Raw genomic sequence first — 22,430 nt, forward strand, 5'->3', positions numbered from 1 at the left:
TATTTATTGATTTTCAATTTTTTCAAAAGTTTTCCAACATTGGAACATAGCTCTCGGTACGTGGAAGCAACCTTTCCATTTTCCGCCTTTAAGAGTGAGCAAAGGTTTTCCTTCACGATTCAGGTAACCGAACCATTCACCGTACTCAGGGTCAGAGAAATGCGACCAAGCATAGTTGTGAACTTTTTCGTACCACGTCCAAATCTCCGAGTTTTTGGTGTGCAAATACGCCTTTGAAAGTGCTACCAAAGTTTCTAAATGCACCCACCAAAGTTTTTGGTCCCATTCCAATTGTTGTGGCGGATTTCCTTTGGAATCCATAAAATACAGAATGCCTCCGTGTTTTTCGTCCCAACTGTAATTGAGTATGTTAAGAATGGTTTGTGTCGCTTTTTCGATGAGCGATTGGTCACCACGACGTACGGCAATATCAATCATAAACCACATCGCTTCGATACCGTGACCGGGGTTTAGCAATCGACCGTTAAAGCTATCTTCTTTGCTCCCGTCAGGGCGAACATTCTCAAAAATAATTCCCGTTTCAGCATCTAAAAACACGTTCATTACTTCGTTGATACTGAAATCTATCGTTTTGTTGATTTCTTCTTCCGAAAGAACGCTTTCCAATTCCAAAACCAAATTAGAAAGAATCATCGGGAGTGAAAACCCTTTGAGCGGACGCACATCGGTTGTTTTTTCGTATTTGCCTTTGGGATTGTTTTGTTTTTTTAATATGTTGTGATATGTACTGATAGCCAGTTTTTTATAAGTTTCATCGCCCGAGGCTTTTGCATACTGACTGAAAGCCATCGCTGCAAAACAATCCGAAAAAATGTTGTAAGGTTGAACCAGCGGTTTGCCATCGCGAGTGACTGCAAAATAGAAATTCCCGTCGCTGTCTATTGCGTGATTTTTCAGAAATTCAACGCCTAATTTTGAGATTTCAAGCCATTTTGGGTTTTTCTCTACCTGATTGTAAAGCATTGCAAAGGTCCACGCTTGTCGCCCTTGCAACCAGATGAATTTATCGGTGTCAAAAACGTTTCCTTCGCGGTCAAGGCAAGTGAAATATCCGCCAAATTCGTGGTCTAACGAATGTTTTTCCCAGAAAGGAATAACATCTTCTAGTAATGTTTTTTTGTAAAGTTCGCTATGTTTCATTTTTCAATTTTGATTTTGTTTGAATTATTTAACTTTGTATTAAAATCACTTTTTTTATGGCAAAAATTTGCTTTTTTTATGATAAAAAAATATTTTAGCATCGTTTTTGAAAAAAGATAAAGTTAATCGCCACCTAACAAAGGCAAAAATATGGAAAAAAGTCGAATATAAAAAGGGATTATTTTTTATTTCGCTCGTATTTGTTACGTTTTAATTGCAATTAAGTATGGAAAAAATCAAGTTTCAACCCCTTGAAAATATCACATTGGTTGATCGCATTGAAAAGCATATTATGGAACATATTAAAGAACATAAGCTCAAACCTGGAGATGCTCTTCCAAAAGAAATGGAACTGGCTGAATGGTTGGGAGTGAGCCGAACAGCTGTCCGCGAAGCAATGTCGCGTTTGCGTACCTTGGGGTTAGTGGAATCAAAAAAGCATCGCGGAATGATTTTAAAAGAGCCAGACTTGATTAATAATATTCAAAAAGCAATTGATACTAAGATGTTGGACGAGAATACATTGCAAGATTTGTTTGAATTTCGTTTGATGTTTGAAATTGGTATGGTTGATTTTGTTTTTGCTCGGAAAACTCCAGAGCAAGTTGCTGAATTGGAGCGATTGGCAAGAGAGGCTAATTATGAGTATGTAGATAATTATTTTTCTTTGAAAGATGAATTTATGTTTCATAGTACACTCTATAAAATGGCTAATAATCAGACACTTTTGCGTTTTCAAGAGATGTTACTTCCTGTTTTTCAGTATGTTCACGATTTTCAGGAAAAAGAAATTACCAATTTAAATGAAGGGAATACATTAGTTACACATCTGGATTTGGTGGAAGAACTCAAAAATGGTACTCCACAGTCATTCAGAGAGGCAATGCGTATGCACTTAAGTCCTCATTTTCAAAGAATGAGAACACGAAGAGTAATTTAATTTTTAACTTAATTGTAAAGTATATTTTAAAACTATTTTGAATAGTTACTTTTGCTAATTATTTCTAAAAACAACCAAAATGAATAAGAATTTCACATTGCTATTTCTATTATTTCTGAGTTTTTCTGCTTATTCTCAACAATTTACCATTACAGGAAAAGTGTACGACAAATCTACTCAAAAACCTCTTGAAGCTTCTACAGTCTTTTTAAAATCGGTAAAAGATTCTACTTTAGTGAATTACACCATTTCTGATGCCAAAGGGATTTTCAATTTAAAAGGCAAAACCCAAGAGCAAGAGTTAGATTTGTTCATCACTCACATTGGGAATGCTCCTTACAAGAAACGAATTACCACACCCAAAGGGACACTCGATTTGGGGCTTATCCAAATGGAGATGCAATCCGAAGAATTAGAGGGAGTTACGGTGCTTTCCGAAGCTATTCCCATTACGGTGAAAAAAGATACCCTCGAATTCAATGCTGATGCTTTCAAACTTCGCCCTGATGCTACGGTAGAAGAATTGCTTAAAAACCTACCGGGCGTTGAGGTTGATGCTAAAGGAAACATTACGGTAAACGGAACGCCCGTGAACGAAATTCTGGTAAACGGAAAACCTTTTTTTGATGATCCTAAAATCGCTACAAAAAATCTTACCAAAGAAATCGTCAAGAAAGTCCAAGTGAGTGATACCAAAACCAAAGAACAGAAATTTACCAAAGAAGAAGGCGACCCGAACAATAAGTCGATAAACATTGTACTGAAAGAAGATAAAAACAAAGGCTATTTCGGACGAGCCACCGTGGGGTATGGTAATAAAGACCGCTACGAACTCAATGGTTTTGGAAATTATTTTCAAGACCAAACCCGTGTTTCCGTATTAGGTAGTTCAAATAATATCAATACTTTAGGGTTTCAATATGATGAAATCTTTGGAATGATGGGTAATGTGGAAAGTCGTACTGTTTCACGGGGTAGAATTTCTATGGACGGAATGGATTTTGGAGGCAGTGACGGATTTAATCAATCGCATATTGCAGGAATAAGTTATGTAGATGAGTACGGCAAAACGATGGAAGTGGACGGCAATTATTTTTATACCTACAATGATAACGAATCTTACTCACGAAACGACCGAGAAACTACCTTGCCCGACCGCCACTATTTTTCACGCAACGAGCAGTGGGGCAATTCGTGGAATGATTCGCACAATTTCCGAAGTGAATTGGAATACAAAATCGATTCGTTGACTCAAATTTCGGTACGTCCGCGAATTGCTGTAAGTAAAGGTAATAGCAGTAACAAAAGCGAAGAAGCCTCTTATGATAGTGATAGAAATCCTGTAAATCAGAGTCTTTCCAAAAGTAATTCGCATAATCATAATGTGAATTTTGAAAATCGGGTTTCTTTCAATCGGCGTTTTAAGGGGACAAAAGGTTCGTGGGGAATATCTCTGTCAAACACTAACAATCGTTCAGAACGAGAACAAGAATTGTACAATACACGTGTGATTTTCAGAAGCCATCCGCATCCGTTCACACAAATTCGTGACCAACACCAAGATACCGATAACCGAAGTGACCATTACTATGTTCGGGCAACTCTTCGTTATCCGCTTTTCAAAGATTTTTTGCTTCGGGCGGGATATAATCTATCTAAAACCGATGCTAAAAATAACGTAAATACCTATGATGTAGATGCTAACGGAAATTATACCGATTTTAATACAGCATTAAGTTCTGATTTTCTGACGGAAAACACACGGCACAAACCCGAAGTCGGATTTGAATGGCGTACGGGGAAATTCCGTTTTAATAGCGATGTGGGAATGATTTACAATAGAATTGAGAATCAGGATTTTCTTCGGAATTTGGAGTTAGATAAAACGTTTCGAAACCCAGATTTCCGATTCCGAATGAATTACGAAATGAAAAAAGGATCAAGTATCAATTTTAGCTATGATACCAGTACACGCGTACCGAGCGTAACTCAGTTGCAACCTATTGATAATGTGAATAATCCGCTACATACATTTACTGGAAATCCGGATTTGAAACCCTCTTTTATAAATGCTTTTCGTATGTCTTTCAGCAATTACAATTGGGAGACCCGTAGTGGAATATTTGTATATTTTACTACTGAATTTCAGGAAGATAAAATCACGTCAATTACTTTAACCAATGATGATTTGACTCGAAAAACCACCTACACTAATGTTGATGGCGATTTTTTGATTAATGGAGCTGGTAATTTTAACAAATCATACAAGTTGGATAAAAATAAAATCGGATACAGATTGGGCTTTTTTGGAAGTATTGATAAAAATAATCTTTTTAGTAACGGAACGCGTTATGCCATAATCAATTATGGGCTATATCCGACCGTTAATTTGGAATATAATTACGACGAAAAAGTGGATTTGGATTTTGAATACTCTCCTTGGTTTAAAAAAGCTAATTATGATTTGAAAGTTTTTAAAAATCAGAATTATTCAGGGCAACGTGCTTCGTTTAGAATTACAACATATGTACCTAAAAATGTGATTTTTGGTAGTGATATTGAGTTTTCTTATCAACCCTATATGAATGATGGTTTTAGAAAAACTTATTTTTATTGGAATATGAGTTTGGGCTATAAATTTTTGGGTGAAAAAGCCACTTTGCAACTTAAAGCCTTCGATTTGCTAAACCAAACCGTAGATGCGTGGCGAACCATCACACAAGATTACGTGCAAGACTCACAAAAACTGATGCTTAAACAATATTTTATACTTAGTTTTTCATACAAAATCAACAAAGTTGGTGGTAAAAAGCAATCAAAACCGAAGACGTAGTAATGTGAAAGTTTTCAGATAAGTTTGTCATTTAATTGTATTTAATAAGCTAAAGACGTAAACCAGTTTTGTTTTTTATTTTAAAGTATATATTTTTGTATCAATAACTTCAACAGAAATTTTATATTTATGAAAAGATGTTTTGTTTTTTTACTGCTACTTTCTTCGTTAATAGCGTACTCGCAGGAAACTTCCAGAAAGTTAAATCCAGATTTTAGAAAGAATGAACTTAGATTGAATGCTCTTCTTTTGCTTTTTGAAGGAATGGAGTTTTCATACGAACGGGCTTTGAATTATGATTGTTCAGTAGGAGGTTCTTCTTTGATTTTAGCATACAAAGATTCTGATTTAGAGTCTGGTATGAATTACAACGTAACTGCTTTCGGAAGGTATTATTTCGGGAAGAAGCCTGTGTCAGGATTCTTTTTAGAGACCTTTCTTATGTTCTTCAACAGAGATAATTTTATAGATTATTATGATTATAACAGGAGTTATTCGTTGAGAAAGATAGAAAGGGAAACTAATGTTGCTCTTGGACTTGGTTTTGGAGTGAAATGGATAAGAAGAAATTTCAGTTTTGAACTTAGTACAGGTTTAGGACGTGTTCCACGTTCTGCTTACAACGGGTATATTCCTTTTGTGGGGCGAGGTGCTTTTGGTGTAGGCTATCGATTTTAGTTTAGACAATAAATTTCTATAAAATTACCTGAGGAACAATACATTTTGTTGTTTTTCAGGTATTTTTTATTTTTGTGATGAATATAGACAAATTATGGATAAAAAATTGCCGAAATCAATATTGATTTCTGGAAAGAAAATTGAAATTTCAGGTTCAAAGTCAGAAACTAATCGTTTGTTATTACTACAAGCTATTTATCCCGAGATTGTTATGAAAAACGCCTCTGAGTCAGATGATTCTGAAGTGATGAGAAAAGCTCTTCAGCAACAAACAGGTAAAATAGATATTCATCACGCGGGAACTGCAATGCGTTTTTTGACTGCTTTCTTTGCCATTCAAGAAGGAAAAGAAGTGATTCTGACAGGTTCAACTCGAATGAAACAACGTCCAATTCATATTTTGGTACAAGCCCTTCAAGATTTGGGAGCAGAGATTTTATATTTGGAAAATGAAGGCTATCCACCGCTACATATAAAAGGTAAAAGTTTGGGAATTAGTGAGGTAACTATGTTGGCTAATGTAAGTAGTCAGTATATTTCTGCATTATTGCTGATTGCTCCATTTCTTTCTAAAGGTTTGAAAATAAAGCTACAAGGAGAACTTACTTCTGTTCCTTATATCGAAATGACTTTATCCTTGCTTTCTGAAATTGGTGTAAGTTCTGATTTTGAAGGAAATACGATATGTGTCCAACCTTTAAAAAATATTCAGAAAAAAGAAATCACTGTGGAATCGGATTGGAGTTCTGCTTCGTATTGGTATTCTTTTGTGGCATTGTCGGATATAGGAATATATTTAAAATTAAGTAGTTATAAGGAGAATAGTTTGCAAGGAGATAGTATTTTGTCGGAAATTTATACGTTTTTCGGCGTTGAAACAATCTTTTCTAATAATGAAATCATAATTCGTAAAACTAAATTGGCTAAAGATTTGATTTTTAAGTATGATTTACGAAATGCTCCTGACATAGCTCAAACCATTGTTGTAACTTGCTTTGGATTAGGATTGGCCTGTGAAATCTCAGGACTTCATACCTTGAAAATTAAGGAAACAGACCGTTTGGAGGCCTTAAAAACAGAATTATCGAAATTGGGAGCGAAAATAGAAGTATCTGATAAGGCTTTATTTTTAGAATCAGGAGGAGTAATTCGTCAGAATGTGAGTATTGAAACTTACAATGATCATCGTATGGCTATGGCTTTCACTCCGTTAATGCTCAAAACAGATATCATAATTTGTGATTCTGAAGTGGTTTCAAAATCATATCCTAATTTTTGGAAAGATGTAGAGAGCGTACTTATTCAAGATGAGATAGGTTAAATAAGGTTTTTGATATAGTGATGTGTTTTTTATTTATTGAAAATCAGATCGCTACGATTGTGTTTTGTTTAAAACCACTAAAAATGAGGGTGTAAATGAAAAAAAAGTGCTAACATTGTGTTTTTTAAATAATTAATTTATATCTTTGCACTCCGATTTTATTCAAAAATATTAATATAAAAAATATATAAAATGACAAAAGCAGAAATCGTATCAAAGATCGCTGATAAGTTGGGTCTTGATAAAAATGACGTTCAAGCAACGGTAGAGAATTTTATGGAAGAGGTGAAAGCTTCTTTAGAAAGTGGTAATAACGTGTATTTGAGAGGTTTTGGTAGCTTCATCATCAAAACAAGAGCAGAAAAAACAGGAAGAAACATCTCTAAAAATACTACTTTGAAAATTCCTGCACACAACATTCCTGCCTTTAAACCTGCAAAAGTTTTTGTTGAAGGTGTAAAAGCTAAAGTTAAAGTAAAATCAAGTAAAAAGAAATAATTAATTAAGGAGATAAGCTATGCCAAGCGGAAAAAAAAGAAAAAGACATAAGGTAGCAAACCACAAACGTAAAAAAAGAGCGAGAGCTAATCGCCACAAGAAGAAAAAGTAGTTTTTAACTACTTTTTTCTTCTTTTAAGAAATGTTCTTTGAAAAAAACTGATATGAATAAAAAGTATTCATAATCAGTTAAATAGTGTTTAACAAAAATCCAAAAAAGAGTGAATAAAGAATTAATCATTCGTTCTGGTTCCTCTTATATAGATTTTGCTTTATTGAAAGAAGGAAGGCTAATTGAGCTTCATAAAGAAGAAGGTTCAAACGGATTGGGAGTAGGCGATATTATGCTTGCCAAGATACGTAAACCTATTCAAGGGCTTAATGCCGCTTTTGTAGATGTAGGTCACGAAAAAGATGCTTTCTTGCATTATCACGACTTGGGTCCGCAACTTGCCTCATTATTAAAATTTGTGAAGCAGGTAATTTCAGGGAAACAGAAAGATTATTCTTTGAAAGACTTTCCCTTGGAACCAGACATCAACAAAGATGGCAGTGTGGTTGATGTCCTGAAGGCAAATCAGCCTATTTTAGTCCAAATTGTGAAGGAACCAATATCGACCAAAGGACCAAGGATAAGCTCAGAACTATCCATTGCAGGAAGATATTTGGTTTTGGTTCCTTTTTCGGACAGAATTTCCATCTCTCAAAAAATAGAAAGCAAAGCCGAGAAAGAGAGACTTCGACGACTTCTGCAGAGCATAAAGCCCAAAGGATTTGGGGTGATTGTTCGCACTGTTGCAGAGGGTAAGAAAGTTGCGGAACTAGACAAGGACTTGCAAGTTTTATTCGAACGTTGGGTTTTGATGTGTAGGAAGATACATAAGGCGGTGTTTCCGTCGAAGGTGATGAGTGAAATTAACCGAACGGGAGCCATTCTTCGTGATATGTTTAATGACACTTTCTCCGGAATTCACGTAGATAATGACCTATTGTATGAACAAGTTGTAAAATATGTTCAGAATATTGCACCAGGTAAGGAAAATATCGTTAAACATTACCGCTCATCGGTTCCAATTTTTGAAAAATTCCATATTGAGCGACAAATAAAAACAGCTTTTGGACGCACCGTTTCGATGACAAAAGGAGCTTATTTGGTTATAGAACACACAGAAGCTCTGCACGTTATCGATGTAAATAGCGGAAATCATTCTAATAAAGCAAACGACCAAGAGTCCACAGCTTTGGCTGTAAATTTGATTGCTGCCACAGAGATTGCAAGGCAACTCAGACTCAGAGATATGGGAGGAATTATCGTGGTGGATTTCATTGATATGTCAAATACAGACAATCGAAAAATCCTTTTCGACCACCTTCGTAAAGAAATGGAGGAGGATAGAGCGAAACATAAGGTGTTGCCTCCGAGTAAGTTCGGGCTGATTCAAATTACACGTCAGCGGGTACGCCAAGAACTAAACATCAAAACTAAGGAAGAAAATCCAAGTAAGGAAGGTGAAATAGAAGCACCAATCGTTCTGATTGATAAAATCAATACAGAACTTGAAAGCATTATTAAGGAGGGAACTTACAAAGGAAGGATTGTGCTTAATGCTCATCCTTTTGTTTCAGCATATTTAACTAATGGTTGGAATTCAATTCGTTTTAAATGGTTTTTGAAATACAAACGATGGATTCAGATTATGCCACGTGACGCATATTCTTACTTAGAATATCGTTTTAAAACAAAAGCAGGAACTCCTCTTTAAAAAATAGAAAGCTTTGCAAGAAATTGCAAAGCTTTTTTGTTTTCTTGAATCTAAAGAAAAATGAAAAAAATCCATAAAGTTTGAAAAATAATTTATTACCTTTGTCAGAGTCAATCATTAAAAAAAGTAATATTCAAAATACATTACAACATATTTACACAATGAATACACCAGAAAAAATATCTCTTTTAAGAAAGCAGATGCAGACTGAAAATATCGATGCATTTGTGGTTTTTAGTGCCGACCCACATCTGAGTGAATATTTACCAGAAGAATGGCAGGAACGCGTTTGGATTTCGGGTTTTACAGGTTCGGCAGGTTTTGTAGTTATCACAAAAGATAAAGCTGGACTTTGGACGGATTCTCGGTATTTTGTACAAGCTCCTATCGAGTTGAAAGGCTCTGGCATTGACTTGTTCAAGGAGGGAGTGGAAGGAACTCCTGATTATACCGAATGGCTTATTACGGAACTTCCAAAAGGAGCTACGGTGGCTTTAAATGCTTTGGCAACATCACATTTGGCTTGGGAAAAGTTAGAAAAAGCACTGAAAAGTAACGACATAAAACTTGTAAATAATCCATTACTAAAGCAAATCTGGACAAATAGAGATAAGGAAGCAATTCATCCAATTTTTGTCCATCCTGATAAATGGGCTGGGCAATCAGTAAAGGATAAATTGAGTTCCATTCGTAAGAAAATGTTGGAAAAGAACACGGACTTACATATAATCACAGCTCTTGATGATGTTGCTTGGACTTTAAATCTTAGAGGAAGTGATGTGGCTTATAATCCAGTTTTTTTGGGATATATTGCGTTATCTGAAAAAGAAGCTGTTTTGTTTGTTGATACGGCAAAGGTAAATAATGAAGTAGAAACTCACTTAAAGTCGGCTAATGTAACGATAAGTGAATATGATGATTTCTTTAAGTATTTGGCAAATATAAAAAATCAAAGAATATTGATTTCGCCAAATACAAATCAGGAGATTTTCAATGTTTTACAAGATAAGAACACATTGGTGCAAGCTCCTGCTCCAGGAAATTTGATGAAAGCGACCAAAAATGAAACAGAGTTGGAAGGATTCAGAACGGTAATGGTGCGTGATGGTGTGGCTATGGTTAAATTTTTGTATTGGTTAACACACCAAGTAGGGAAGGAGCCAATGACAGAATATAGCATAGGTAAGAAGTTACGTGATTTTCGTGCTGAAGGAAAGAATTTTGTAGGGGAGAGCTTTGGAAGCATAGTTGGTTATCAGGGAAATGGAGCGATTGTGCATTATTCTGCACCTAAAGAGGGTAGTAAAGAGGTTTTTGCAGAAGGCAGTATTCTAGTAGACTCAGGAGGACAATATTTGGAAGGAACAACAGATATTACACGTACTATTCCTTTGGGTAAAGTTTCTCAGGAATTTATTGATGATTGTACGTTGGTACTCAAAGGAATGATTCAACTTGCTATGGTTCAGTTTCCTAAGGGAACTAAGGGGGTACAATTAGATGCATTTGCGCGTATGTCTTTATGGAAAAATAAAAAAGATTACGGACACGGTACAGGACACGGTGTAGGTAGCTTTATGAACGTACACGAAGGACCTCAAAACATTCGGAAAGATATGAATCCACAGGAATTGTTAGTAGGAATGGTTTGTTCCGATGAGCCTGGCTTCTATTTGGAAAATAAATATGGCATACGTCACGAAAACTTAATTGCTGTACGTGAAGCGGAAAGTAATGAATTTGGAACTTTCTACAATTTTGAGACGCTGACTCTTTGTCCGTTTATGCCTAATTCAATCAATGTAGAATTACTTTCAGATGAAGAAAAAAATTGGTTGAATGATTATCATAAAACTTGTCAGGAGAAATTATCTTCACACTTGGAAGGTGCTGTGAAACAATGGTTTTTGGAAATTACAAAACCAATTTAAGATGTTTTTAAGAAAGGCTTCAAAATCAAACTTTTGAAGCCTTTTTCTTTTTTCAAGTTTAAAAATTTAGAAACGGAAAATCCCACCTACTCCTAAGATTGTTTCAAAAAAGAAAAATGTTTGATTTGCTTTATCCGTAATGCTCTTTGTAGTGCGGATATCATACATATTGATATATCCTCCCTTGAGTTCGCCAACAAGTAAAAAGTGTTTGAAGAAAACCAAATGTAATCCTGCCTTAGCACTCAAGCCATAACCAGCGATGTGAAATTCATCATAGCGTTCTTTGTTGAGGAGTTTTGTGTCTGAACGAGGGTAAAGCACTCCAGTACCTAATCCTTCTGTTAAGTTTACTTGAAATTTATCTGTATTTCTAATACCAAATAATTTTGAAATGTCATCAACTCGTGAAAATTCAATGGTAACATAATTCAATCCATCGGTATGCTCAAAAGTTAAAAAATCTTCAGTAAGTACTTTATCTTCATTGTTATATGTCCCGTCGTGAGGTGTTCCACTTCCGCTGATGTAACCATTTATTTTAACGGTTTGATCTTGTTTCATTACGTATTTCATATGATCAACTCCTGCTGAAATAGAGTAGTTGTTGCTAATGAAATACCCCACTCTTGCGTTTGTTTGAGGAATGGTCATTCGCAAAGGGTTGATGTAATCAATATGCCATCCTTTAGGTTTGTCGATAGCAGAAACATCACTCAGGGTAAAGTTATAATTACTTCCTTTGAACTGAATATCTGATTTACTGTAATATCCTCTATTTCCTCCCCAATACATAAAAAATTTACCTTTGTTGTTGGCTGTGTAACGCTCGGGACTAACTTGTCCTGTTTGTGCAGAAACTGAAAGGAAACTCATACACCCGATAAAAAATGTAGCTATACTTTTTCTCATATGTAAAAAAAATTAACATTAAAGGACGCAAAAGTATTGTATTTGTAATTAATAGCAAAATAATTTTAGCAAAAGGGTTAAATAAAAAAGAGGCTTAAAAAAAGCCTCTTTTTGTGTTTTTTTATATCTTTTATTCAGTCCACTCAATGTCATCTATAACAATTTGACCTTGAGTTGATTTTAGGGTTATTGTAGTGCTTTCTGATTTATTAATTTCTATAGTATGTGTACCAGAAGCATCTTTAGCAATTTTAATTTCATCTAATTTCGTATCACTATCTTTAGCACCAGAATATATTACCAAATTTCTATTTTTAGGGCTTGTGTAGGCTGCTTTATATTTGAATTTTAGTGTTTTAACTCCTTTTGAGAAAGTTATTTTTATATATGGATTATCTTTGTTGGAATGTAACATCAATCCTTTTCCACTGATGGCAAACTTATCCATATCTAAACGGGCTTTGTAATGAAGTGTTACATTGCCATTTGTTAGGCTTCCTGTGTTGCTATATTTGTTTGCATCAGCAATAGTGTTGTTAAGAGATTCAAAATCAAATATATTACTTCCTGATGAACCTCCTCCAGAGTTATCTCCATTGTTGTTGTCAGGAGCTGTACCAAAAATTAAATCGGCTTCTTGTGAGTAAACAATTTCTTTTATAGTAACTCCTGTTTTAGGATTGGTGTAATCTTCAAAAGTTCCTGTTACAGTAATTTCTTGACCCTGAATTTTTAGTTTGTTCTTTGTTTCTTGAGAAATTTTATCAAAAACAGCTTTTGGGGCATAGATTTGAACCATTGTATTGTCAGAAAATTTGAAATAAGGTTTGTTTTGTTCGATGACAATTTTCCCGTGAAGTTTTACTTTTTTTCCAACAACGTAATCAGAAGCAGTTGCTTTTGAGTCTTCTAATTCAACAATAGAAACGTTTGGAGTTGTTCCGAAAACTAAATCATCCTCCTGTGAATAAACGATTTCTTTTATAGTAACTCCTGTTTTAGGATTGGTGTAATCTTCAAAAGTTCCTGTTACAGTGATTTCCTGACCTTCAATCTTTAGTTTGTCTTTTGCTTCTTGAGAAATTTTTTCAAAAACGGCTTTTGGAGCATAGATTTGAACCTTTGTATTGTCAGAAAACTTGAAATAAGGTTTGTTTTGGTCGATGACAATTTTTCCGTGAAGTTTTACTTTTTTTCCAACAACGTAGTCAGACGCAGTTGCTTTTGAGTCCTCTAATTCAGTAATTGTTCCAGAATTTCCACCACTACCAACAACGATGATATCTTCCTGAGGATTATTTATCATAAACTGATATGTGGAACCATATTTTGTTAAAACTCCCGTAACTTCCAAGAGACCTGATGCAACAGGTTCGTTGATAAATTTTGCATACTTGCTGGTTCTGAAAGTAATGGTTTTTCCGTTGGAATCAATCAGGTTATAATTAGTTCCGTTTTGTGGGTCATTTTTAGCAATGTGATACGTTTTTCCAGAAGCACTACTTTCAAAAGAAACATTCTTCAGCGTAATTAATTGGTTTACATTTTCATTTGTCTTTAGAACATCAATCGAAGTATCTGCCTTTGTAAGCTCAGCTCTTTTTTTCAGAGACTCTTGCATATTGTAGACGTGTTTTTTGTAGATAGCCTCAGCCATTTGTCCTACGCTTTTTCTACCACTTCCGCTTGTGTAGATATCATATCCTATCTCCAGTCCTCCGTTGTTAATTTGAGTAGTAAGTCCTTTCAAACGAATTTGAACTTTAGCTCCCACAGGAAATTCTGTGTACAATCCACTTTTGTTGATGGATACAGAAACTCCAGCCGTTTTATCCGCATTTTGGATATAGATTTTCTTATAGAAATTTCCACCTTCATCGCTTGAAACAACATATCCTTCGATGGCGTCGTTGCTCGTATAAGGAGTAACATCTGTAGTTGCAGAAGCTGCTGCTTGGGTGAACGTTACTATTTTTCCGTCAAAAGCAGGGATATTCTTTTTTAAGTCTTCTAAGTTAGGAAGTTCATAATCAGTGTCTTTTACGCACGAAATAAATCCGATAGCTGAAAGTAAAAGTACACCATACATTAAAGTTAGATTTTTCAGTTTCATAATCTCAATTGATTAAATTTACTCAATAATTCAAAAATATTTTATAGTTATTACATACTTACTGCCAAATTGACCATATATGTTCGTCCGTAACCTACAAAGTAACGAGGACCAAATGAAGGTACACCATTGGCATTATCCCGAACCATATCACCATAGTTGGCAGTACGAGATTGTTCAAAGCCACCTGAAACAAATTCTCTTCCAAGAACATTGTTTATACTAGCAATCAGGTTGATATAAGTTTTCTTCACTCTCCACGATTTTCCACCCACAAGGTTTAACAAGAAGACATCGTCCAAACGCTCTTGTTTTAATAATTTGCGAGCAAGTGTTTCATCAATATTAGTGAAGTAATTTTTCGTATCAGGGTCGATGAAAAAGTTTCTAGTACGATTTATTGCAGAAATGGAGATGTAGTTTCGAGCTAACAAATTAGCTGTTGCTCCTATCCACCAATATTTTGGATTGCGATATTCCAATCCTAAAGAGTACGCTTGTTGTGGACCACTTGGTACACGGTAGTTTTTCAAATGTACTTGATCGATTTCAATCACTCCAATTTCTCCCGAAGAAACATACATTTTCGGATTGTTTATGTAAGTGTGTTGGCCAATAGCTGCAACTGCGGTTAATTTTAATGTAGGAATGATTTGAGCTTCTGCTCCAAATTCTAAACCAAAATGTTGTTTTTTGATGTTATCAACTGTCTGAGAAACAAAATCACTTGATATTTCATCAGTTAGTGTGGTTTCGGTAAAAAAGAAATTCGTTTCAGAAGTGTTTTCAATATGAGTGAAATAACCTGTTAACCGTGATTTAAAGTAGGGCATTCTCAGTATGTAACTTCCATCAACGGTATAAGCAGTTTCATTTTTTAAATTTGGAAGCAATCTGTTGGAATTTCGTATGTTAGCAAATGTATTACGTACTGATTGTGGTGTGTTAAAGAATCCTGTGTTCAGTTGAAATACGTGACGACCTGTAACAGCATAGGTAAGACCAGCTTTGGTACTCACCCCATTGAAAGTTTGTTTGGCACTTTTTCCGTATGAATCAGAAAAGAGAAGGTAGTTGAATTTTCCATCTCGTTGATAATCCGTGTAGTGGTAACGACCAGCAACAAATAATTCCAGCTTCTTGAAGTTAAATTCCACTTGTGTGAAGAATTCGCCTACATTGCTTTTTAACCCATAAAAATAATTCCATTTGTCGCCTACTTTCTTCTGTAAATCAATGTCATTTGCATCATAAGGCCTATTGGCAAAATAGTCATAATTCATAAAATGTGAACCTCCCAATAAATCATCAATTTCAGCATAGTTTTCAGAAGAAATGTTTTTGTAAACGATACCTGAGGTTAGTTTTATTTTCTCGTGAATTGGTGTTGAAAAATTAACATTTCCAGTAAAAGTACGTTCGTCGTTTACATCATTGCTTATAATGAAAGCACTTCTTCCATTAGTTGTATTATTATTTGCATAATAGAGTGAATTCCAGTCTAGTTGTGAATTGTTTAAGAAATAGTCTTTTTGTAAGTTTGCTAAATCCCAGTTTGCTCCCGATTCTTGATTGATATAATAACTTGGTAAATTTTTATAATAATTTGGTTCAGGATTTTGGGCATTTGCATAGCTAATTCGTGTATTTCCAATCTCTCCAAATTGATAACCCAAGTCAATATTCAGACGGGTATTTTCTTTGTTATAGTTATAGGATAGAATAAAAATAGGTTCGGAGACAATTCTGTTTCTTGAGTTTCGAATATCACCACCTTGTTTTCCCCAATAAGGATTGTATCTATATCCTTTCAAATCAATTACTTCTTGTGTTAGTGGAGAAGTTTTTCCTCTGCGAATGGGCGAAAACATAGCAATAGCATTTAAGCTATGATGATTGTTAAGTTGATATTCTAAGGCTCCGAAGAAAGAATACGCGTTATAAAGCGTTCCATCAACCCAACTTCCGTTAGCTGCCCAACGACGTGATGCAGATAAGCTATAAGCCAATTTGTTAGACAGAATTCCAGAATTGTAAGTAGCCATTATTCTTCCTGTATAGCTTCGATTTCCTGCTGAGGTGGAAAAACGAAGACCTGTTCGGTTGAGCGACGGACGAATATTGATATAGTTTGAACCTGACATTCCTCCAAAGGTATAGTCCGATTTGTTAATTCCTTGGCTAAGTTCCTGATTTCTGGTAACATCATTCAGTCCGCCCCAATTAGCCCATTGAGCTCTTCCATTTTCAATTCGGTTCATAGGAATACCGTTGATGAGTAACGTAACATCTTTGGAGTCGTACCCTCGCGGTTTGAAGAAAACAGAACTGAAATCGTAAGCAGCACGTCTGGTAAAAATGTCTTGAGAACTGTGTAATAACCCAGAAATCATATCAGCTCCACTTTCATCATCTTCCAGCTCACTTTCGGAGATAACAACAAGTTGTTCAGCTTCTTGCGTTAAGTCAGGCTCTAAATAAATTTCTGAAAGAGATATTTTAGGACCAAAAGCATCTACTGGCATTCGTACATCGTTGTATCCATTGAGTGAAAAATGGAAAGTGTAATTGCCTTCCGCAAGTTGTATGGAAAAATGTCCGTTGTTATCTGTATAAATTTCGTTTGAAGTTTCTTCTACGATAATTTTGACATTTTGTAGAGCCGTTTTTGTTCGAAAATCAATAAGTGTTCCCTCAACAACAGATTGTGAGAATATAGGAACAGACAAAAACATCATTAAACAAAAATAGAGTATTCGATACATATTAAATAGATTTTTAAGTATTTAATCATTTTAATTAGGAGTACACAACCCACAAAGTTAAACCAAAAGGCTCCTAAATCCAAAATATTTAACACTGTTTTTGGTTTATGGAAAAAACTTTAGAAAAGGATTGCAAAGGTACACAAAAATACGATTGATTCTAATGTAAATTTAAGAAATTTATCTATATGGTATTCTGGATAAAATTCTGATGATTTTGTAAGAAATTTCAAGATGATTTGAAAAATGTAGTGACAAATAACTTGTTGTTTAGTTCGAAGTTATAAAATTAATTTGATTTTTTTGAAAAAAGTGTTGTTAATTAAATAAATATCACTACCTTTGCCCCTTGAAAAATTTAAGAAGATAAAAAATATACATTGCAATGAAAAAAGGAATACATCCAGAGTCTTACAGATTGGTAGCTTTCAAAGATATGTCAAATGAGGATATCTTTATTACAAAGTCTACTGTTGATACAAAAGAAACTATTGTGGTTGAAGGTGTTGAGTATCCATTGGTAAAATTGGAGATTTCAAGAACTTCACATCCTTACTACACAGGTAAGTCAAAACTTATTGATACAGCAGGGCGTATTGACAAGTTCAAAAACAAATATGCAAAATTCAAAAAATAAGAAGAATTTAGAATATAAAAAAACCTCCCATCTTGGGAGGTTTTCTTTTATACAGACACATTGTATTCTCTCAAAGCGTCATTTAGTGATGTTTTTTTATCGGTAGATTCTTTTCTTTTGCCTATAATTAACGCACAAGGTACTTGAAAATCACCTGCAGGGAATTTTTTTGTGTAACTTCCTGGGATAACTACCGAGCGTTCAGGCACGTAACCTTTTAACTCAACTGGAGTTTCTCCTGTAACATCGATAATTTTAGTTGATGCGGTAAGTACTACATTGGCTCCCAGAACAGCTTCTTTTTCAACACGGACACCCTCCACAATAATACATCGGGAACCTATGAATGCTCCATCTTCAACAATTACTGGTGATGCTTGTAATGGTTCAAGAACTCCTCCTATGCCAACGCCACCACTGAGATGTACGTTTTTCCCTATTTGAGCACAACTTCCAACCGTAGCCCAAGTATCTACCATTGTTCCTTCATCAACGTACGAACCGATATTTACATAACTTGGCATTAGAATAACTCCCTTTGAAATGAAAGCTCCGTGACGAGCAACTGCATTGGGCACCACCCGAATTCCTTTTGATTCGTAATCTTTCTTCAACGGAATTTTATCGTGATACTCAAAGATTCCTGCTTCAAGTGTTTCCATTTTCTGAATGGGAAAATAAAGCACAACTGCTTTTTTCACCCATTCGTTTACTTGCCAACCCTTTTCGGTAGGTTCAGCAACACGTAATTTTCCACTATCTAGTAAGTTAATAACTTCTCTGATGGCTATTTGTGTGCTATCTTCTTGTAAAAGTTCACGATTTTCCCAAGCGTTTTCTATTTTTTTGCGTAATTCTGTCATAAATAATTAATGATTGATATTCAAAATGATTCATTTTAGTATTTCAAAATACTAAAAACGTCGTGATTCTCCAGTTTTTTTATACCATTAAGAAAGGTTAATTCTATCAAGAAGTTTAGTTGAATAATATTTCCTCCGAGAGCTTCAACCAATTTTACAGCAGCTTCGGCTGTGCCTCCAGTTGCTAAAACATCATCGTGGATTAATACATTTTCTCCTTTTTTGATGGAATCGGAATGTATCTCAAGTTTATCCTGTCCATATTCTAAATCATAGGTTTGGGCAAGTGTCGTAAACGGAAGTTTTCCTGGTTTTCGAACGGGTACAAACCCAGCGTTAAGCCGTTGCGCTAATAATGTCCCAAAAAAGAAACCTCGACTTTCCATTCCTACAACTTTGTCGATTTTTACATCTTTGAGTTGCTTTAGAAATAAGTCCAAAGCCTTATTCATAGCATCTGGGTCTGAAAGAATTGGTGTAATATCTTTAAATACCACACCTTCTTTTGGGAAATCTTGTATGTCTCTAATCTTATTTTTTAAATAATCTATTTCGTTCATTTAATGTTGTGATTTGAAGCCTAAAATTGACTTTTTTAAAAAATTTCTCTTCCTGAAAAGTGGAAATTACTTTCTAGTTCTGCATTTTCGTCACTATCCGATCCGTGCACTGCATTTTCAGTAACAGATTTTGCATATTTTTTGCGAATAGTTCCTTCTGCGGCATCAGCGGGATTAGTAGCTCCGATTAATTTTCTGAAGTCTTGCACGGCATTTTCTTTTTCAAGAACCGCAGCTACGATAGGTCCTCTTGTCATAAAAGTAACTAAAGTGTCAAAAAACGGACGTTCTTTATGAATTGCGTAAAAAGCTTCAGCGTCACGTTTTGTTAGTTGAGTGAATTTCATTGCTTTAATTTTAAATCCAGCCTCAACGATTTGGTTTAAAATTGCCCCTATATGTCCGTTTTCAACAGCGTCGGGCTTAATCATTGTAAGTGTTCTGTTTGTTGCCATAAGATAAACGTTATAAAATTCGTGATTATTTTTTATGCTAAAATGTTATATATCAATTTTTATAGTAAATTTTCTTTGTAGAAAAGGAGACTTCTGACTTACAAATATACACTTTTTTTTGTAAAAAAACTTGTTAAGTAGATAAAAGTATGTATATTTGCACCGGCAAGTCCTACACGACCAGCTCCTACAGAATCCTCCAGGGTGGGAACACAGCAAAGGTATGTGGTTGTAGCGGTGCGATGTAGGTAGCTTGCCTTTTTTTATTGGGCTTTATAGCCCTCTTTCTTTTTGTATCTGTTCATATGCTTTTTGCACTTGTTTGAACTTTTCTTCAGCTCCTTTCTTTATAGCTTCATCTTGTGTAATTACTCTATCGGGGTGGTATTTTTTTGCCATTTCACGATATGCTTTTTTTACTTCAGCATCTGTTGCGTTTTTATTGATTTCCAAAATGGTATAGGCATCACGAATACTTTCGGTTTGGCTATGAACGAACATTGCTTTAATACTTTCAAAATCGTTTGGCGAAATTCCGAAGTAACCTGATATTTCTTGTATTTGCTTAACTTCTGAATCACTAACAATTCCGTCTGCTTTTGCAATCCCGAATAAAAAATGAACAATTTGCAAACGAGTTTCGTAAGGAGTTCTGATTTTCAAATATGTACTCACTCGGTATGCCGAAATCTCTCGTCCTTTAACAAGTTCGTTAAATGTACGAAAAACTGCGTTTGCTCTTTCTTTTCCGTACATTTCCACAAATCGCATACGCACAAAGTCTAGTTCCGATTGGCTTACTTGCCCATTTGCTTTTATTACCAAAGAGCATAAGGATAACAAATTTACCTCAAAATCAGCAGGGCTTACAGTTTGTTGCTGATTGTTTTGAAAAATATTTCCAAAGCTTCCGCCTGTTTTTATTGTTGTATTCTTAAACAAATATCCTATGATAAAACCTAAAATTGCTCCTGGTAATTTAAAAAAAATAAATCCCAATACAGCTAAAATCCATTGCATACTTCTATTATTTTTCGGCAAATATAATATTTTTACATTATCTTAAGAGTTGAAATGAAGAATTTCTGTTTGAAATTATAAGCTGGTGATTTGATAGTTGTTTTTTAAGAGATTAACTTTCTGATTTTGCAATATTCACCAGGAGAGACGCCTCGTATTTGCTTAAAAATTCGAGAAAAATGATAACGATCGGAAAAGCCCAATTGATGTGCAACTTCTTCAATAGAAAGTTCGCTATGGTCAAAAAGTCCACAAGCATTATTAATTTTTCTTTCTTTTATAAAAAGCTGTAATGGGGTTTCCATTACATTGTGAAAAAGTCTTGAAAACGAGTTGGTTGCCATATGAACCAATGACGCTAACTCATCATTCGTGTAATTCTGGGAAATATTTCTGTCGATATATCGAATAACAGTAAGTACGCGTTTATCCATTCTTGCAGAATCCCATAATGTGCTGTTTAACTGTGATATAAATTCAAAAATAAGTGATTGTAAATACATTGTGGTGGAAAAATCAAAAACATTTCCTTTTTTTAGGTATTGAGTAAGATTTTCGAGTTTCTGTTTCTGAAAAGGGCTTAAATCAATCGTGTAAATACCTTCTTTTACATAGTCGAACGGAATCCCAAGATTGAAGTGGATATACAAATGTAATAGTGAATTTTTACTTATAATTTGTTCATCTTCGTCTTCATCTACTCGCTTGCCTATTACTTCATCGTTTTGTGAATTATCATTTTTTGATGAAAGAAAACACGAAAAATAGGGAGTGTTGGGTGGAATGATGTACAAAGTGTCTGGTGACATCGCATATTCTTTTTGGTTATAGCCGATAATTCCTCCATAGTTTTTATTCCAATAAATTCTCCAATAAGGGAAAGCCATATCTGTTGTATCCCATTTTTGCAACTGCCAATATCTACAGCACCATAACTTCAGTCTGACAGAAGTGAAGATTTGCTCTACTTTGGAAGGGTCACCCTTTTGTGCTAAACTTTCTTTCCTCATCTTAAAAATGTTTAAAACAGATACAAAAATACAAAAATTATTCATTTTTCAATCTGTTAGTTTTGAATAATTTTGTCTCGTAATTCAAAATACTATATTTAATGGAGACACATCAACTACCTAGTTCAGTACAAAAAGAAATACTTAAAGTAAGTGAAGTAGCAAAATATTTGTGGGAGCGTGAGTGGGCTGAGCGTAATGCTGGTAACATCTCAATAAATTTGACAGAGCATTTCTCTCCATCTGACTTTGATTACCTTACAAGCTATGTTGCTTCCCGACAACTTCCTTTAGAAGCTGCCAATCAAACATATTTTATTACTGGTACAGGTTGCTATTTACGTTCACTTATCAATAACATAGAAGAAGCTTCTTGTATTATTCATATTAATAATTCTGCTTCAGGGTATGCAATTGTTTGGGGAGGGAAGAGCAAACCTTTTGCTCCAACAAGCGAATTGATTTCACATATCAAAATACATTGTTTTAATCAAAAGTATAAACCTACATACAAAGCTGTTCTCCACACACATACCATTGAGTTGATTGTATTAAGCCATCACGATATCTTCTATGATGAGGCTAAATTTAATCATTCTCTTTGGAAACTTTGTCCTGAAATTCGTGTCTTTGTGCCTAATGGTGTTCACTGCTGTCCGTATGCTTTATCAGGAACTGAGGCTTTGGCAGATATTACTATAGAAGGCCTTAAAAATCACGACGTTATTTTGTGGGAAAAGCACGGAGCTTTAGCCACTGGTGAAGATGTTGTTAAAGCATTCGATTTTTTAGATGTAGCTAACAAAGGAGCCAAAATGTTACTTATGGCGTGGGCTGCAGGGTTTGAACCACAAGGAATGAGCGACGAGCAACTTAATGAATTGGAAAGAAACTTTTTAGGGAAATAATCATTTCTACTAAGTTTGTTATAAATTAGATATAAAAAAGATATAAAACTAACTTTTTCATT

Annotated in this window: 18 protein-coding genes and 1 other RNA gene; 10 read left to right on the forward strand and 9 right to left on the reverse strand. The window is 34.8% G+C overall.

All coding sequences use genetic code 11. The annotated features are described in order from the left end of the window. Window positions 1-3 precede the first annotated feature (3 nt). Window positions 4-1,161: an AGE family epimerase/isomerase gene (locus tag CGC48_RS07790; protein ID WP_098029138.1), complete on the reverse strand. Its 1,158-nt coding sequence runs from the start codon at window positions 1,159-1,161 to the stop codon at window positions 4-6. Window positions 1,162-1,387: 226 nt separating this feature from the next. Between CGC48_RS07790 and CGC48_RS07795 the strand changes: the two genes are divergently transcribed. The 7 genes from CGC48_RS07795 to CGC48_RS07825 all read left to right on the forward strand — a co-directional run bounded on the left by CGC48_RS07795 (window position 1,388) and on the right by CGC48_RS07825 (window position 11,125). Then, window positions 1,388-2,101 (forward strand): FadR/GntR family transcriptional regulator, encoded by a 714-nt coding sequence (locus CGC48_RS07795; RefSeq protein ID WP_098029139.1) that lies wholly within the window; start codon window positions 1,388-1,390, stop codon window positions 2,099-2,101. 79 nt (window positions 2,102-2,180) lie between these two features. Next, complete coding sequence (locus CGC48_RS07800) at window positions 2,181-4,934, forward strand: outer membrane beta-barrel protein (protein ID WP_098029140.1); 2,754 nt, start codon at window positions 2,181-2,183, stop codon at window positions 4,932-4,934. 129 nt (window positions 4,935-5,063) lie between these two features. Beyond that, window positions 5,064-5,612 (forward strand): DUF3575 domain-containing protein, encoded by a 549-nt coding sequence (locus CGC48_RS07805; RefSeq protein ID WP_041989337.1) that lies wholly within the window; start codon window positions 5,064-5,066, stop codon window positions 5,610-5,612. A 94-nt stretch (window positions 5,613-5,706) separates the two neighbouring features. Then, window positions 5,707-6,933: a 3-phosphoshikimate 1-carboxyvinyltransferase gene (locus tag CGC48_RS07810; protein WP_098029141.1), complete on the forward strand. Its 1,227-nt coding sequence runs from the start codon at window positions 5,707-5,709 to the stop codon at window positions 6,931-6,933. Between the two features lie 192 nt (window positions 6,934-7,125). Beyond that, entirely contained in the window at window positions 7,126-7,431 is a 306-nt protein-coding gene (locus tag CGC48_RS07815; RefSeq protein WP_041989332.1) for an HU family DNA-binding protein, read from the forward strand. A 221-nt stretch (window positions 7,432-7,652) separates the two neighbouring features. Continuing rightward, the gene (locus CGC48_RS07820; protein WP_018279319.1) at window positions 7,653-9,194 is read left to right on the forward strand and encodes an Rne/Rng family ribonuclease; all 1,542 of its coding nucleotides are present in this window, start codon (window positions 7,653-7,655) and stop codon (window positions 9,192-9,194) included. A 161-nt stretch (window positions 9,195-9,355) separates the two neighbouring features. Beyond that, on the forward strand, window positions 9,356-11,125 hold the full coding sequence (locus CGC48_RS07825) for an aminopeptidase P family protein (RefSeq protein ID WP_098029142.1): 1,770 nt from the start codon (window positions 9,356-9,358) through the stop codon (window positions 11,123-11,125). A 66-nt stretch (window positions 11,126-11,191) separates the two neighbouring features. Here CGC48_RS07825 and CGC48_RS07830 read toward each other — a convergent pair whose 3' ends face one another. The 3 genes from CGC48_RS07830 to CGC48_RS07840 all read right to left on the reverse strand — a co-directional run bounded on the left by CGC48_RS07830 (window position 11,192) and on the right by CGC48_RS07840 (window position 16,915). After that, the gene (locus CGC48_RS07830; RefSeq protein ID WP_098029143.1) at window positions 11,192-12,037 is read right to left on the reverse strand and encodes a hypothetical protein; all 846 of its coding nucleotides are present in this window, start codon (window positions 12,035-12,037) and stop codon (window positions 11,192-11,194) included. 130 nt (window positions 12,038-12,167) lie between these two features. Next, window positions 12,168-14,150 carry a DUF5689 domain-containing protein gene (locus tag CGC48_RS07835; RefSeq protein WP_198537133.1) on the reverse strand — a complete coding sequence of 661 codons (1,983 nt, stop codon included), beginning with the start codon at window positions 14,148-14,150 and terminating at the stop codon, window positions 12,168-12,170. 50 nt (window positions 14,151-14,200) lie between these two features. Then, complete coding sequence (locus CGC48_RS07840; RefSeq protein ID WP_098029144.1) at window positions 14,201-16,915, reverse strand: carboxypeptidase-like regulatory domain-containing protein; 2,715 nt, start codon at window positions 16,913-16,915, stop codon at window positions 14,201-14,203. A 385-nt stretch (window positions 16,916-17,300) separates the two neighbouring features. Here CGC48_RS07840 and CGC48_RS07845 point away from each other — a divergent pair, with 385 nt between their 5' ends. Further along, window positions 17,301-17,552 carry a type B 50S ribosomal protein L31 gene (locus tag CGC48_RS07845; RefSeq protein WP_018279312.1) on the forward strand — a complete coding sequence of 84 codons (252 nt, stop codon included), beginning with the start codon at window positions 17,301-17,303 and terminating at the stop codon, window positions 17,550-17,552. A 47-nt stretch (window positions 17,553-17,599) separates the two neighbouring features. Here the strand turns inward: CGC48_RS07845 and CGC48_RS07850 are convergent, their stop codons facing one another. Genes CGC48_RS07850 through CGC48_RS07860 form a run of 3 tightly spaced genes read right to left on the reverse strand, consistent with a single transcriptional unit; the run spans window position 17,600 to window position 19,430 of the window. Beyond that, window positions 17,600-18,415 (reverse strand): 2,3,4,5-tetrahydropyridine-2,6-dicarboxylate N-succinyltransferase, encoded by an 816-nt coding sequence (locus CGC48_RS07850; protein WP_098029145.1) that lies wholly within the window; start codon window positions 18,413-18,415, stop codon window positions 17,600-17,602. A 35-nt stretch (window positions 18,416-18,450) separates the two neighbouring features. After that, complete coding sequence (locus CGC48_RS07855; RefSeq protein ID WP_098029146.1) at window positions 18,451-18,975, reverse strand: adenine phosphoribosyltransferase; 525 nt, start codon at window positions 18,973-18,975, stop codon at window positions 18,451-18,453. Window positions 18,976-19,010: 35 nt separating this feature from the next. Beyond that, window positions 19,011-19,430, reverse strand: a complete 420-nt coding sequence (locus CGC48_RS07860) for a nucleoside-diphosphate kinase (RefSeq protein WP_018279309.1) — start codon at window positions 19,428-19,430, stop codon at window positions 19,011-19,013. 163 nt (window positions 19,431-19,593) lie between these two features. On the opposite strand from CGC48_RS07860, the gene ffs reads away from it, so the two are divergent. Next, window positions 19,594-19,692, forward strand: an RNA gene (ffs, locus tag CGC48_RS07865) — signal recognition particle sRNA small type. Window positions 19,693-19,703: 11 nt separating this feature from the next. On the opposite strand, the gene CGC48_RS07870 is transcribed toward ffs, so the two are convergent. Together CGC48_RS07870 and CGC48_RS07875 are read right to left on the reverse strand one after the other, a co-directional pair. Continuing rightward, window positions 19,704-20,450: a TerB family tellurite resistance protein gene (locus tag CGC48_RS07870; RefSeq protein WP_098029147.1), complete on the reverse strand. Its 747-nt coding sequence runs from the start codon at window positions 20,448-20,450 to the stop codon at window positions 19,704-19,706. A 104-nt stretch (window positions 20,451-20,554) separates the two neighbouring features. Continuing rightward, window positions 20,555-21,460, reverse strand: coding sequence for a helix-turn-helix domain-containing protein (locus CGC48_RS07875; RefSeq protein ID WP_157909890.1), 906 nt, complete (start codon window positions 21,458-21,460; stop codon window positions 20,555-20,557). Between the two features lie 101 nt (window positions 21,461-21,561). On the opposite strand from CGC48_RS07875, the gene rhaD reads away from it, so the two are divergent. Further along, on the forward strand, window positions 21,562-22,368 hold the full coding sequence (rhaD, locus tag CGC48_RS07880; protein ID WP_018279306.1) for a rhamnulose-1-phosphate aldolase: 807 nt from the start codon (window positions 21,562-21,564) through the stop codon (window positions 22,366-22,368). Window positions 22,369-22,430: the final 62 nt, after the last annotated feature.

Source organism: Capnocytophaga cynodegmi (genome assembly GCF_002302475.1).
Taxonomy (GTDB): domain Bacteria; phylum Bacteroidota; class Bacteroidia; order Flavobacteriales; family Flavobacteriaceae; genus Capnocytophaga; species Capnocytophaga cynodegmi.